At 33.9% G+C, this 14,064-nt stretch carries 11 protein-coding genes and 1 riboswitch; of the genes, 8 read left to right on the top strand and 3 right to left on the bottom strand.

Annotation, left to right across the window (positions count from 1 at the left end; genetic code table 11):
* Positions 1-39: 39 nt before the first annotated feature.
* Together leuC and HNV08_RS04530 are read right to left on the bottom strand one after the other, a co-directional pair.
* Positions 40-1,425 carry a 3-isopropylmalate dehydratase large subunit gene (leuC, locus tag HNV08_RS04535; protein ID WP_173279978.1) on the bottom strand — a complete coding sequence of 462 codons (1,386 nt, stop codon included), beginning with the start codon at positions 1,423-1,425 and terminating at the stop codon, positions 40-42.
* Positions 1,426-2,601 (bottom strand): 2-isopropylmalate synthase, encoded by a 1,176-nt coding sequence (locus HNV08_RS04530; RefSeq protein WP_173279977.1) that lies wholly within the window; start codon positions 2,599-2,601, stop codon positions 1,426-1,428.
* Positions 2,602-2,749: 148 nt separating this feature from the next.
* Between HNV08_RS04530 and HNV08_RS04525 the strand changes: the two genes are divergently transcribed.
* From HNV08_RS04525 to HNV08_RS04495, 7 genes are all read left to right on the top strand, one after another.
* A complete protein-coding gene (locus HNV08_RS04525) occupies positions 2,750-4,297 on the top strand; it encodes a hypothetical protein (protein ID WP_173280136.1) in 1,548 nt (515 codons plus the stop codon).
* A gap of 103 nt (positions 4,298-4,400) precedes the next feature.
* Positions 4,401-4,524: riboswitch (SAM riboswitch) on the top strand.
* 121 nt (positions 4,525-4,645) lie between these two features.
* Positions 4,646-5,944, top strand: a complete 1,299-nt coding sequence (locus HNV08_RS04520) for an O-acetylhomoserine aminocarboxypropyltransferase/cysteine synthase family protein (protein ID WP_173279976.1) — start codon at positions 4,646-4,648, stop codon at positions 5,942-5,944.
* A 74-nt stretch (positions 5,945-6,018) separates the two neighbouring features.
* Positions 6,019-7,026, top strand: a complete 1,008-nt coding sequence (locus HNV08_RS04515; protein WP_173279975.1) for an alpha/beta fold hydrolase — start codon at positions 6,019-6,021, stop codon at positions 7,024-7,026.
* 121 nt (positions 7,027-7,147) lie between these two features.
* Positions 7,148-7,624, top strand: coding sequence for a nucleoside deaminase (locus HNV08_RS04510; RefSeq protein WP_173279974.1), 477 nt, complete (start codon positions 7,148-7,150; stop codon positions 7,622-7,624).
* Positions 7,625-7,859: 235 nt separating this feature from the next.
* Positions 7,860-9,296, top strand: coding sequence for an FAD binding domain-containing protein (locus tag HNV08_RS04505; RefSeq protein ID WP_206677679.1), 1,437 nt, complete (start codon positions 7,860-7,862; stop codon positions 9,294-9,296).
* Complete coding sequence (locus HNV08_RS04500) at positions 9,289-11,613, top strand: xanthine dehydrogenase molybdopterin binding subunit (RefSeq protein WP_194241970.1); 2,325 nt, start codon at positions 9,289-9,291, stop codon at positions 11,611-11,613. Before HNV08_RS04505 ends, HNV08_RS04500 begins: the two co-directional genes overlap by 8 nt.
* A 104-nt stretch (positions 11,614-11,717) precedes the next feature.
* On the top strand, positions 11,718-12,107 hold the full coding sequence (locus tag HNV08_RS04495) for a hypothetical protein (protein ID WP_194241969.1): 390 nt from the start codon (positions 11,718-11,720) through the stop codon (positions 12,105-12,107).
* An 89-nt stretch (positions 12,108-12,196) separates the two neighbouring features.
* Here HNV08_RS04495 and xdhC read toward each other — a convergent pair whose 3' ends face one another.
* Entirely contained in the window at positions 12,197-12,964 is a 768-nt protein-coding gene (xdhC, locus tag HNV08_RS04490; protein WP_173279973.1) for a xanthine dehydrogenase accessory protein XdhC, read from the bottom strand.
* A 129-nt stretch (positions 12,965-13,093) separates the two neighbouring features.
* Here xdhC and HNV08_RS04485 point away from each other — a divergent pair, with 129 nt between their 5' ends.
* Positions 13,094-13,990 (top strand): alpha/beta hydrolase, encoded by an 897-nt coding sequence (locus HNV08_RS04485; protein WP_173279972.1) that lies wholly within the window; start codon positions 13,094-13,096, stop codon positions 13,988-13,990.
* The last annotated feature ends 74 nt before the right edge of the window (positions 13,991-14,064 follow it).

Below are 14,064 nucleotides of genomic sequence, written 5' to 3'. Positions count from 1 at the left end.
TAACACCTACAAGGTTTTAAAAACCTATCAGGATAAACTTCAATTTAAATGCTTAGTAATATCTATAATCTTTCCTTCTACAGCTGTTGCTGCTGCGACCAATGGACTTGCTAATATCGTTCTTGATCCTTGCCCTTGTCGACCTTCAAAATTTCTATTTGAAGTAGACACACAATACTCACCTTGAGGAATTTTATCATCATTCATGGCCAAACATGCAGAACAACCAGGTTGTCGCAACTCAAAACCTGCATCTTCAAATACTGTTTTTAAGCCTTCTTCTATTATTTGAGCCTCAACTTGCTTACTACCTGGCACTAACCAAGCTGTAACATTATCCGCTTTTTTCTTGCCTTTTATAAAATGTGCTGCTACTCTAAAATCTTCTATTCTAGAATTGGTACAACTTCCAATAAACACAAAATTAATTGGTTTATTAATAAGGCTCTCACCAGCTTCAAAATTCATGTAAGCCAATGACTTTTTAAATGATGGATTTTCATCTAACGGAATAGTTTCAGAAATTTTAATACCCATTCCTGGATTGGTTCCATATGTAATCATTGGTTCTATATCTTCTGCATTGAAGCTATATTCCATATCAAATTTAGCACCTTCATCCGTAGCTAATGTTTCCCAATACGCTACTTTTTTATCAAAATCTGCCCCTTTAGGCGCAAATTTTCTACCTTTTATATAATCATAAGTGGTCTGATCTGGAGCAATCATGCCACCACGAGCACCCATTTCTATACTCATATTACAAACCGTCATACGACCTTCCATACTCATTTCACTAAAGACGTTGCCTGCATATTCACAAAAATATCCAGTACCAGAATTTGTCCCTAGTTTTGATATGATATAAAGAATGACGTCTTTTGGCAAAACGCCATTCTTTAACTTACCATTTACCGATACTCTTAAACTTTTTGGTTTTGTAAGTAACAAACACTGACTTGCAAATACTTGCGCGACTTGGCTTGTACCGATTCCAAAAGCAATAGTACCGAAGGCACCATGTGTTGACGTGTGACTATCTCCACAGACCATGGTCATGCCTGGTTGTGTCACTCCCAACTCTGGAGCCATTACATGGACAATTCCATTATATTGATGTCCTAACTCATATAATGTAATATTGTTCTTTTTACAATTTATTGATAACTGCTCTAGTTGTTGCCTAGATAAATCATCTTTTACGGGTTGATCTTGATTTAATGTTGGTGTATTATGATCTGCCGTTGCTAAAATTTGATTTGGTCTAAATACAGGAATTCCACGAGCTTCTAGTTCATTAAAAGCTTGTGGACTTGTTACTTCATGTATTAAATGTTTATCTATATATAGTATTTGGGGACCATCTTTAATGGCATCGACCACATGCGCATCCCAAACTTTATCGAATAATGTTTTCTTTGACATCTACGCTGATATTATTTGTTGATAAACCTTACTGCCTTCAATGATTTGATGGATATCACTATCATTAATTTCTTTCTTTTTATCAGCAAAATTTAAAAAATCTGCATACACTTCATCTAATTGAAGTTTTGTTAATTCGTACCCAACATTTTTAGCTCTATATGCTAATGCAGCTCTCCCACTTCTTGCCGTTAACACAATTGCAGATTCTGTAACACCTACATCTTTTGGATCAATGATTTCGTACGTTTCACGATTTTTTATCACACCATCTTGATGAATACCAGAACTATGCGCAAATGCATTAGACCCAACAATTGCTTTATTAGGCTGCGTATAAATGCCCATACTATCGCTAACTAATTGGCTCATACCATAAAGCATTGATGTATTGATATTCGTATCTAAATTGAGGTATGGATGTTGCTTCAACACCATCACCACCTCTTCTAATGCTGTATTACCAGCACGTTCACCTATGCCATTAATGGTACACTCAATTTGTCTTGCTCCATTAATCACTCCTTCTATAGAATTAGCCGTTGCTAAACCTAAATCGTTATGACAATGACAAGATAATATTGCTTTCTCTATACCTTTTACGTTCTCTTTAAGATATTTAATTTTTGCACCATATTCACTAGGCAAGCAATAGCCAGTAGTATCTGGTATATTTAAAACTGTTGCACCTGCTTTTATCGCAACCTCACAAACTCTAGCTAAATATTCATTATCTGTTCTCCCTGCATCTTCCGCATAGAATTCAACATCTTCTACAAACGATTTTGCATACTTTACTGCAGCAAAAGCACGCTCTAATATGTCTTCTTGAGTTGTTTTAAATTTGTGGACAATATGAGAATTAGAAGTCCCAATACCAGTATGAATCCTAGGTCTTGCAGCATATTTTAAGGCTTCAGCTGCTACCTTTATGTCATTTTGAACTGATCGGGTTAACCCACAAACAGTTGCGTTTTTAACGATTTTAGAAATTTCTTCTACCGATTTAAAATCACCAGGACTCGAGACGGGAAATCCTGCCTCTATGATATCAACACCTAGTTCATCTAATTGCTCTGCGATGACTAGTTTTTGCTCAGTGTTTAGTTTACAGCCTGGCACTTGCTCACCATCACGTAATGTTGTATCAAAGATTTGTATATTGTTATTTGACATATATCAAAATATATTTATAGTATTGTCTTACGAATTTATGTTTTGAATTTCATTAATTTGTATAATGAAAATTTGATTTTACGATGTTCAAAACCAATTAAGCACTTTAAGTAGTTTAAAATCAAACACATAACACAATATTCTATTGATAACTAAAGACCAAAAAGATAATTTATTTTCACTGGTAAAATCTTTAACAAAGTCCGAAAAACGACAGTTTAAGCTTTACGTTGGACGACTTGGTGTAAATTCTGATTCAAAATTCTTAAAACTTTTTAACCTTTTAGATAAAGCTAAAACCTACAACGAAGCTGCAATTTTAAAAAGTGATATTGTAAAAAAATCACAACTTGCTAACGTAAAAGCTCACCTCTATAAACAAATATTAATTAGTTTAAAATTAAATCCATCGCATCAAAATGTTAGGTTACAAATTAGGGAACAATTAGATTTCGCCTCTATCTTGTACCATAAAGGGTTGTACAAACAAAGTCTAAAAATCTTAGATAAAGCCAAAGAATTAGCCATTGCTAATGAAGAAAAAAACTCAGCTTTTGAAATCGTGGAACTCGAAAAAATTATAGAAGCGCAATACATTACACGTAGTATAAATACACGCGCAGATGAGTTAGCAGTACAAGCCAAAGAACTGAGTTCTCAAAATGTAATAGCCAGTAAACTATCTAATTTATCGCTGCAACTATACAGTATTATTTTAAAGACAGGCTATGTAAAAAATGAAGAGGAAAGCCAAATGGTCACCCAGTATTTTAATGATAGGCTTCCAAAAATTAATGATAAAAAAATTGGATTTAGAGAAAAACTCTGGTTGTACAAAGCTTATTTATGGTATAGCTTTTTATTACAAGATTTCTTAAACTGTTATAAATATGCATCTAAATGGGTAGATCTGTTTCATCAAAACCCAAGCATGATTAACTTAAACCCAGTTTTTTATCTCAAGGGTAATAATTACCTTTTAGAGTCTTTGTTTTTTACAGGTAACAAGCCCAAGTTTGTAAAAAAACTAAATCAATTTAAAGCTATTGTAAATGATGTAAAATTCAATAAGGATGAAAACGTATCAACGCTAATATTTTTATACACTAATTTTCATACTATTAATCAACATTTCATGGATGGTAGTTTTGAAGCAGGACTGAATTTAATTCCAAAAATTGAAAAAGATCTCATTGATTTTAAGGACAGAACCGATCCGCACCATAAAATGATTTTCTACTATAAATTTGCGAGTTTACATTTTGGAGCTGGCAACAATAAAACATGCATTAAGTACTTAGACAAAATCATTTCTAACAAAACATTGTCTATGCGCGAAGATCTACTTTGCTTTTCTAGAGTACTAAATTTAGTTGCGCATTATGAAGCAGGTTTAGATTATCATTTAGAATCTTTATTAAGAAGTACCTACAAGTTTTTAATCAAAATGAATGAACTTCACGAAGTTCAGAAAGAAATGATAAAGTTTATTAGAGGTCTTCAAGATATATATCCACACGATCTTAAAAATGCCTTTAAAGAATTACACAAAACCTTAAAGACCTTTGAAGACCATCCTTTTGAGCGTAGAGCATTCCTTTATTTAGATATAATTTCTTGGTTAGAAAGTAAAATTACAAACAAGCCGGTCAGTGAAATTATTAACACTAAATATTTAACAAAATACTCCTCCTGATATTCTTAATCTCATAAAAAAAATATAAAAAGTGCAAATAAATTTGGAATTCTAACTTTTGAATTGCAATATTTGTGCTCACAAAGTTCAAACACTTACTGAAATGTTATCAAGAAAGGTGGAGGGAAAGACCCTTTGAAGCCTTAGCAACCCTTAGATTCACTAAGAAGGTGCTAAATTCTACTTGAAAGCGCAAGTCATTTTTTGCAATTTCGGATAGATAACTAAAGCCTAATTACCCATCTGTAATTAGCATTTTCTTTTTAACATTTTTCTATTAAGTATGCTTCAAACTGAAGTTTATTTGGCTTTTGGTTTAATTTATTTTAATTCAAAAAACTTAGAAAAATGAGTACACAAAAATTTGCAACACAAGCGTTACACGCAGGACACGACACTAAACAAACAGGAGGTACAAGAGCTGTGCCTATCTATCAATCTTCAGCTTATGTATTTGACGATTCTGATGATGCCGCAGGACGATTTAACTTATCAGTTCCAGGGTTTATTTACACACGTTTAAACAATCCTACAAACGATATTTTAGAACAGCGATTAGCAGCCTTAGAAGGCGGAATTGCTGCTGTGGCAACAGCATCTGGTACTGCAGCTATTTCCACAACACTTTTAACTTTATTAAAAGCAGGAGACCATATTGTTGCTTCGAGTAGTTTATATGGAGGCACTTATAATTTACTTAGTGTTACATTACCTAGACACGGCATTACAACCACATTTGTAGACCCTTCTGATATAGATAATTTCTCAAAAGCGACCCAAGAAAACACAAGAGCAATTTTTGTGGAGTCTTTAGGAAATCCTAAACTAGATGTCTTAGATATCGAAAATATTTCTAAAGTAGCAAAAGCTCATAAAGTGCCGTTAATTGTAGATAACACTGTTGCTACACCTTATTTGCTAAACCCAATTGCATATGGCGCCAACATTGTTATTCATTCATTAACAAAATATATAAATGGTAATGGTACTTCACTTGGTGGTGTTATTATTGACGCAGGAACTTTTGACTGGACTAACGGAAAATTCCCAGAATTCACAGAACCTTCTGCAGGTTACCATGGTTTAGTTTATAGTGAAGCTATAGGTGCGGCTGCTTTTATTGCAAAAATAAGAATTGAAGGGTTACGAGATTATGGTGGTGCATTAAGCCCATTTAATGCCTTTCAAATAATTCAAGGATTAGAAACACTAGAACTGCGTATTAAAAAACATAGCGAAAACGCTTTAGAATTAGCAACATGGTTACAAGAACAACCCGAAGTCACATGGGTGAATTATCCAGGTTTAGAATCGAGTAAATACAATACGCTCGCTAAAAAATATTTACCAAATGGTCAGAGCGGAATCGTTACCTTTGGTGCTGAAGGAGGTTATGAAGCTGCTAAAACCATTGCAGATAAAACAAAAATCTTCTCTTTATTAGCTAATATTGGTGATACAAAATCATTAATCATTCATCCTGCAAGTACAACACACCAACAATTAAGTGATGACGCGCAAGAAACCACTGGTGTCACTAAAGATTTAATTCGTTTGTCTGTAGGTATAGAAAATATTGAAGATTTAAAAGCAGATTTAAAAGCTACATTTGCTTTAATAAAACAAGAAAAGACAATTCAAAACTAATATTATATATAAGTTGAGATTAAAAACAGATGTTATGGCCATGATAACATCTGTTTAATTATTCAAAGTTAAAAATGAACGCATTACAATATATAACTATTCACAATTTTGCAAGCCATACTGGTAAGACTTTTACTATAAATCTATCTTATCAAACTTTTGGCAAGCCATTACATTCTGCACCAATTGTATTAGTCAATCATGCTTTAACTGGGAATTCTAATGTCATAGGAACCGATGGTTGGTGGAACGATTTAATTGGAGAAAACAAATGTATAGACACCAATAATTATTCTATTATAGCCTTCAATATTCCAGGAAATGGTTTTGATAATACTATCGAAAATTTAATAGAAGATTATAAAAATTTTACCGCAAAAGATATTGCTAAACTTTTTTCTATTGCCTTAGAACAATTAAAAATTGATCAATTGTTTGCCGTCATTGGAGGTTCTGTTGGAGGCGGATTAGCTTGGGAATTAGCCATCTTAAAACCAAATGTCATTCAACATTTAATACCTATTGCAACCGATTGGAAATCTACAGATTGGATTATCGCTAACTGCCACATACAAGATGCCATTTTAAATAATTCTAGCCAACCGTTAGCCGATGCTAGAATGCACGCGATGACTCTATATAGAACACCTGAGTCCTTAACTCAAAAATTTGGCCGCACAAAGCGATCTAATACACTGTTTAATATAGAATCATGGCTCAATTATCATGGTGACAGTTTAAATAAACGCTTTAAACTAGCGGCATATAAAATGATGAATCAAGTTCTAAAAACGATAGATATTACAGATGGTCATGCTGATTTTTTAGAAATCGCTTCTACCATAAAATCTAACATCCATATCATTACCATAAACTCAGATTTATTTTTTAAAGCCGAAGAGAACTGGTCCACTTTTGTAGACTTAAAAGGTGTGAAAGACAATGTCAATATTCACGAAATCAAATCAATTCATGGACATGATGCTTTTTTAATAGAGTTTGATCAACTAGAACGTTTTTTAAAACCCATCTTTAAAACTGAATTAAAAACAAACAACAGATTAAATATTCAAGTCGCATAATAGTAATTATAAGCATAATAATAAAAGCCCAAATTCACGTTTGGGCTTTTCTATTTTTAAAAATAGTATATTAGCTTGTAAGACAATTGTCAATAAAACCTTAAATAAAAAACTACATTTAATGTGTAATACTAAAGAACAATTTATGAAAGAAGCTGTTAACGCAGCTTTAAAAGGCATGCATAATAATGAAGGAGGACCCTTTGGATGCGTTGTAGTAAAAGACGGAAAAATTGTAGGACGAGGCAACAATAAAGTAACCTCAACCAACGACCCAACAGCACATGCCGAAGTTACAGCCATTAGAGATGCTTGTAAAAACTTAGATTCGTTTCAATTAGATGGTTGCGAAATTTACACCTCTTGCGAACCTTGCCCAATGTGTTTAGGTGCTATTTATTGGGCGCGACCAGACAAAGTATATTACGGAAGCAACCAAATAGATGCTGCAAATATTGGCTTTGATGACGAGTTTATATATAAAGAAATTCCGTTACCTTACGAAAAACGAAGCATTCCGTTTGAACAATTAGCAAGAGAAGTGGCTTTAGAACCGTTTCAAGAATGGACTAAGAAAGTGGATAAGACGGAGTATTAAAGTGTGAAGTGTGAAGTGTGAAGTGTGAAGTGTGAAGTGTGAAGTGTGAAGTGTGAAAAATTAATAAATCTGATCAATTATCATACTTATTTAAAGGATTTTAATCGATAAATATTAAATTTTGATTTAACAAATGCTTTGCATTCACGAATTCATTATAAAACAAATAAAAACGAGATGAGTAATTTCCTAATAAATCGTTTTGAACTTTTGGTTCGTTTTGTTTCAAGACAAAATGAACAAAACAATAAAATTTAAAATATTGATAACCTTCATCCTAAACAACAAAACCATAACCACTTCAGAAAATTCTGGAATGACTTTATTGGATTTTGTACGTTACCAACAACGTCTCACAGGTACCAAAATTGGGTGTCGCGAAGGCGATTGTGGTGCTTGCACAGTACTAGTTGGCACACTAGAAAACGACACTATAGAATACAAAAGCATAACGTCTTGTATTTCGCCATTAGGAAATGCACATGGCAAACATATTGTAACGGTTGAAGGCACTAACCTACAAGACCAACTAACCACAGCCCAAGACGCCATGAAGTCAAATTACGCTACACAATGCGGATTTTGCACACCTGGTTTTGTCGTCGCGCTCACTGGTTTTGCCTTGTCAAATTCAGAGAATAATTACGCTAATGCTCTAGATGCTATTAGCGGAAACATTTGCAGATGCACAGGTTATAAGTCTATTGAAAAAGCCGCACATCACGTCGTAGAAAAATTAGAAAACAAAGATACTACTGCAACAGAATGGTTAATTAAAAACGGATTTATCCCTGAGTATTTTGAAACCATTCCACAACGTATAAAAGATTTAAAAGCAAAAGATTTAAACCAACCAAAAGGACAATTTGTTTCTGGCGGAACGGATTTATACGTGCAACAAGCAGACCATTTAATTGATAATAAAGTTCATCTTATTGCGGAAAAAGATTATCTGAAAGGCATCGCTATTGAAAACGGAATGTGTACCATTGGTGCCAATTCAACCGTGTCTGATTTATGGAATCACACCGAATTGAATCACTATTTTCCGAATTTAAAAAAGCACCTAAAATTAGTCTCTTCAGAGCAAATTAGAAACATGGCTTCCTTTGGTGGCAACTTGGTTAATGCTTCGCCAATCGGAGATATGACCATTTTCTTTTTAGCGTTAAATAGTACTATTACTATTTCAAATGAGAATAAAAACGAACGTAAAATTTTCCTTAAAGATTTTTATCAAGGCTACAAAACTTACGACTTGCAAGATCACGAACTCATTAAAAATATCAGCTTTAAATTACCAACAAAAGCATCGTTTTTTAATTTTGAAAAAGTCTGTAAACGAACTCATTTAGATATTGCCAGTGTGAATTCTGCACTTCAAATCACAACAGAAAACGATGTTATTTTAAAAGCCCATATTTCCGTTGGAGGTGTTGCCGCAATTCCTAAATATTTACATAAAACATCCGCTTTTTTAACAGGAAAACCATTAACATCAGTAACTATTTTAGAAGCCAACGACATACTTCAAACTGAAATTAGTCCAATTAGCGATGTTCGTGGTACAAGTGATTATAAGCGCTTATTGGCAAGACAATTATTCTATGCGCATTTCACGATGATATTTCCAGAGCAATTCACTTTAAACGATTTTATTCAACATGCATAAAAACACAGATAATAAAATCTTAGGTTCAAAATTAGATGCGGTTTCTAAGTCTCTAAAAAAGAGTATTAAAAACCTCGATTCTTACACACATGTTCGTGGCGAATCCTTGTATGTAGACGATGTAAATATTAGACAAGGCACTTTTCACGCAGTGGTTTTTGATTCGCCAAAAGCACATGGAAAAATTAAAAGCATCGACTATTCTAAAGCCGAAGCTTTGCAAGGTGTTGAACGTATTTTCACTTACAAAGATGTTCCTGGCGAAAACGAAATTGGAGGAATTATTCCTGATGAACCTTTATTCGCAGAACATGAAGTTCATTTTTGGGGTATGCCAATTGCCTTAATTGTGGCAGAATCTGAATTTATTGCCAGAAAAGCTAGAGATTTAATTAGCATAGATATTGAAGAACTTCCGGTAATCACAACAGCAAAAGAAGCAAAAGCAAAAGGTAGTTTTATTAATGCACCACGTTCTTTTAGTTTAGGAGATACCGAAAAAGCATTTGCTGATTGTGATTATATTTTTGAAGGCGAAACCTTTTCTAACGGTCAAGAACATTTATATATTGAAGCGCAAGGTGCTTATGCTGAGCCTTTAGAAAATGGCAATATAAAAATTACCTCCTCTACTCAAGGTCCAACTGCTGTGCAGAAAACAGTAGCGCAGGTTTTGGGTGTTGCCATGCATAAAATTGAAGTTGATGTCACACGTCTTGGTGGCGGATTTGGTGGCAAAGAAGACCAAGCGACACCTTGGGCTGTAATGGCTGCCTTGGCAACTTTTCATTTAAATCAATCGGTAAAACTGATTCTAAATCGGCATGATGATTTACGGATGACTGGCAAACGTCATCCTTACGAAAGCACCTATAAAATTGGCTTAACCAAAGACTTAAAAATCCTAGCCTATCAATCTGAATTTTTACAAAATTCTGGTGCCGCAGCAGATTTATCACCAGCTATTGCCGAGCGTACTTTATTTCATGCTACCAACAGTTATTATGTACCCAATGTAACGACCAAAGTACTAAGTTGTAAAACCAATCTACCACCAAACACAGCCTTTAGAGGTTTTGGAGGTCCACAAGGTATGTTTGTAATAGAATCTGCCATTGCGAAAGCAGCACATGAAATTGGTGTAAGTCCAAGAGCCATCCAAGAAGCCAACTTATTAGATGAAAACGATACATTTTCATACGGACAAATTGCTAAAAAAGTAGAAGCTAAAAACACATGGCATTCGGCAAAACAACTGTTTAACATTGAAGCTATGGAACAAGAGGTTTCCGAATTCAACAAAAACAATACAGCGTTTAAAAAAGGACTATCGTTTATGCCAATTACCTTTGGTATTTCGTTCACCAACACTCCAATGAATCATGCACGTGCTTTAGTTCATATTTATTTAGATGGCAGTATTGGTGTTAGCACAGCTGCTGTAGAAATGGGACAAGGTGTAAATACCAAAATGATGCAAATTGTAGCTGATGTATTTTCTGTTTCTATTGAGCACATTAAAATTGAAACGACCAATACCACTAGAGTTGCCAATACCTCGCCTTCTGCTGCCAGTTCTACGGCAGATTTAAACGGAAAAGCGACATTAATGGCTTGCACAGCATTATTAGAACGATTAAAATCTGTAGCCTCACAAGATCTAAATGTATCAGAAAACAGTATTACATTAAATAAAGAATTTGTTTACGTGAATGGCAAGAAGTCGGAGTTATCTTGGACAAGTCTCATTAGTTCTGCCATGCTAAAACGTGTGGCATTAACCGAAAATGCGCATTATGCCACACCAGAAATTCACTTTGATAAAACCAAAGAAAAAGGGCATCCATTCGCCTATCACGTTTACGGCACAGCAATTACAACAGCTACTATAGATTGTACGCGCGGTACTTATGAATTTGACGCTGTAAAAATCGTTCATGATTACGGTAAAAGTATGAGTGAAGGTATTGATTTAGGTCAGGTAGAAGGCGCCTTAATTCAAGGAATTGGTTGGATGACTATGGAAGAAATCGCTTATAACAAAGATGGACGTTTATTATCTAATGCTTTATCTACCTACAAAGTTCCGGATATATTTTCAGTACCAAAAACAGTTGAAGTGATTCCGGTTGAAACAGAAGGTAATGACATGGCTATTTTAAAATCTAAAGCCGTTGGCGAACCACCTTTAATGTATGGCATTGGTGCTTATTTTGCACTTCAGAATGCCATAAAAGCATTTAATCCTAATTACGATTTAAAGTTTCATGCACCAATGACACCTGAAAAGGTTTTGATGGGATTATATAAAAAATAAATTCTATCGCACTACACTACAAAAAATCGAACATTACAAAAGGCGCACTAATCTATAGTGCTGGCGACACTATTGCTGCACTTCTGTTAGATGAGTTTTCTTGGATGCGCTTATTAGGAATGGTAATTGTTGGCGCTACTTTTTACGCATTTGAAATCCCAAATTATTTTGATTGGATTGTAAAAAAAACAAACGCCTTAAAAGGATTAAAAGCAACTTTAACCAAAACGGGTTTGGCTATTGCCTATTTTAATCCGTTATGGATTGCAAGGCATTTATTATTTATTAAATTATTTTCAGGTCAGTTTGAAGCTATTGGTTTCAACCTTTTGGAGATTGCCTTTTGGTCGTTTTTAGTCAATATTCCTATTTCTTTTGTGGCTAATTATATCATTCAAAATCGCTTTAAATTAAAATGGCGATTTTTAGGAAGTGCTATATTTTCGGCATTAATGGCTATTTATTATGCATTGAGTGAAACACTTTTTAGTTAAGCCAATTCCTATACAATAGAAATTTTATTGGTTTTATCCTCATCACAGAAACACAAATACGATTATGTGGTGTGGCAATAACCTATTTCCTACTTATAATGAATTTGCAATAGCTGAGCAACGACACTTATAGCAATTTCTTTTGGTGTATTTCCACCAATATCTAAACCAATTGGGCAAACGACATTACGCATTCCTTCTTCAATTTTCAGATCATTGATAAGCATATTATTAAACCGCACTTTCTTCGTTTTACTACCAATTAAACCCAAAAATTTTGTTTCTTGTTGCAAAGCCATGGCTATAATATCAAAATCAATGGCGTGATTATGAGTCAATACTAAAACATAACAGTTATTTCCCCATTCTACTACATCCTTAAAGGTTTTAAAATCGGTTTCAGAGGTTTGATGTGTCTTAATTTCTTTATCTAAATTAAGATTAGACAACCAATTATCTCGAGAATCTATGAGATTAACCTCAAAAGGCGTATCTACCAATAACTTCGCGATTTCTACACCAATATGACCTGCTCCAAACAAAAATAACTCTGGCGATTGATTCATGGGTTCTATTATAAATTCTACTTTGCCACCACAACATTGTTCAAATTCTGGACCTAATGTATATGTTGACGTCATAATTCTATTTTCCTTTAACGCAACGATAGCTTCATCTATGGCATTGAATTCTAGTTTTCCACCACCTATGGTGCCATAATTTTTTTTATCACGTGTCACTATTAATCGTGAACCAACTACACATGGCGTGGAACCTAAACATTTGGTAACGGTTACTAACGCTACAGGTATTCGCTTTTGTTTAAATTCGGCTAAAAGAGTAATCCAATTTTGCATTTACGAGATAAAAAGAAAATTAAAAGTAATACATTTTGGGTTTGGCTCTAGTAAATTTAAACACAATCATTTCTTATAAAAAAATAGTTCTCAATAACATTTTACTTTTTTTGACCTAAATTTGATTTCATGAAACATTTATTCGCAGTCTTTCTTTTTTTTTCATTTGCCATAGGCTTCGCTCAAAACATAAAAACTTACACGTATGCCATTAAAGGAATAGATACCCTTAAAATGGATGTTTATACACCTGAAAACATAAAAGAAACAGACAGTTTACCTGTTGTGGTTTGGATGCATGGTGGCGGATTTTCTGGAGGAAGTCGTGCTGGTACAGACGAAAAAAACATGGCTAACTTTGCCGCTTCTAAAAATTACATTGGCGTTTCCATTTCTTATCGTTTATTAAGAAGAGGCACAAAAACCGGTTTTGGCTGTAAATGTTCTAAAGAAGACAAACTTTTTACCTTTAATCAAGGTGTTCTCGATTTTTTAGACGCTACCCAATTTATATATGAAAATAGTAAAACACTACAAGTAGATACCAGTAAAATAGTTGCAGCAGGAAGCAGTGCAGGCGCTGAAATTATTCTACATACTGTTTTTATGAAACGATTTTTCTTGTCTAACGATACGGCTTATGATTCTATAAACTATGCTGCAGCGATTTCTTTTTCTGGTGCCATTTTAAATAGTGAAGATATTACAACTTCTAACGCTATACCAACTGTACTTTTCCATGGTACAGACGATACCACAGTTCCTTTTGGCACAGCACCTCATCACAATTGCCTACCCAACAAAGCTGGCTATATGATGTTAGATGGACCCAACACCATCGTAAAAAAACTTGAAGACTTAGAAACACCATATTATTTCAACATTGTAAAAGGAGGTGCTCATGAGGTCGCCTCAGTAAACATTAATGATTTAGATGATGTTTTCTACTTTTTAGATAAAACGGTTAGAAAAAATGATGTGATTCAAATCACTGAATATTCCTTACCGCAACTAACAAAATACTAATCGATAAAATTAATTTCAAATTTTGTTAAGTCTTTGAAATCATTTCGACAAAACAATTTTTGATTCAAATCTTA

It is taken from the genome of Winogradskyella eckloniae (genome assembly GCF_013249045.1).
GTDB classification, from domain to species: domain Bacteria; phylum Bacteroidota; class Bacteroidia; order Flavobacteriales; family Flavobacteriaceae; genus Winogradskyella; species Winogradskyella eckloniae.
This window is presented reverse-complemented; position numbering and strand designations above follow the sequence as displayed.

Coding starts and splice junctions, on each gene's coding strand:
- HNV08_RS04485 (WP_173279972.1), top strand. CDS start 13,094: ATGAAACATTTATTCGCAGTCTTTCTTTTTTTTTCATTTGCCATAGGC.
- HNV08_RS04530 (WP_173279977.1), bottom strand. CDS start 2,601: ATGTCAAATAACAATATACAAATCTTTGATACAACATTACGTGATGGT.
- HNV08_RS04500 (WP_194241970.1), top strand. CDS start 9,289: ATGCATAAAAACACAGATAATAAAATCTTAGGTTCAAAATTAGATGCG.
- leuC (WP_173279978.1), bottom strand. CDS start 1,425: ATGTCAAAGAAAACATTATTCGATAAAGTTTGGGATGCGCATGTGGTC.
- HNV08_RS04505 (WP_206677679.1), top strand. CDS start 7,860: ATGAACAAAACAATAAAATTTAAAATATTGATAACCTTCATCCTAAAC.
- HNV08_RS04510 (WP_173279974.1), top strand. CDS start 7,148: ATGTGTAATACTAAAGAACAATTTATGAAAGAAGCTGTTAACGCAGCT.
- HNV08_RS04495 (WP_194241969.1), top strand. CDS start 11,718: ATGCGCTTATTAGGAATGGTAATTGTTGGCGCTACTTTTTACGCATTT.
- HNV08_RS04520 (WP_173279976.1), top strand. CDS start 4,646: ATGAGTACACAAAAATTTGCAACACAAGCGTTACACGCAGGACACGAC.
- HNV08_RS04515 (WP_173279975.1), top strand. CDS start 6,019: ATGAACGCATTACAATATATAACTATTCACAATTTTGCAAGCCATACT.
- xdhC (WP_173279973.1), bottom strand. CDS start 12,964: ATGCAAAATTGGATTACTCTTTTAGCCGAATTTAAACAAAAGCGAATA.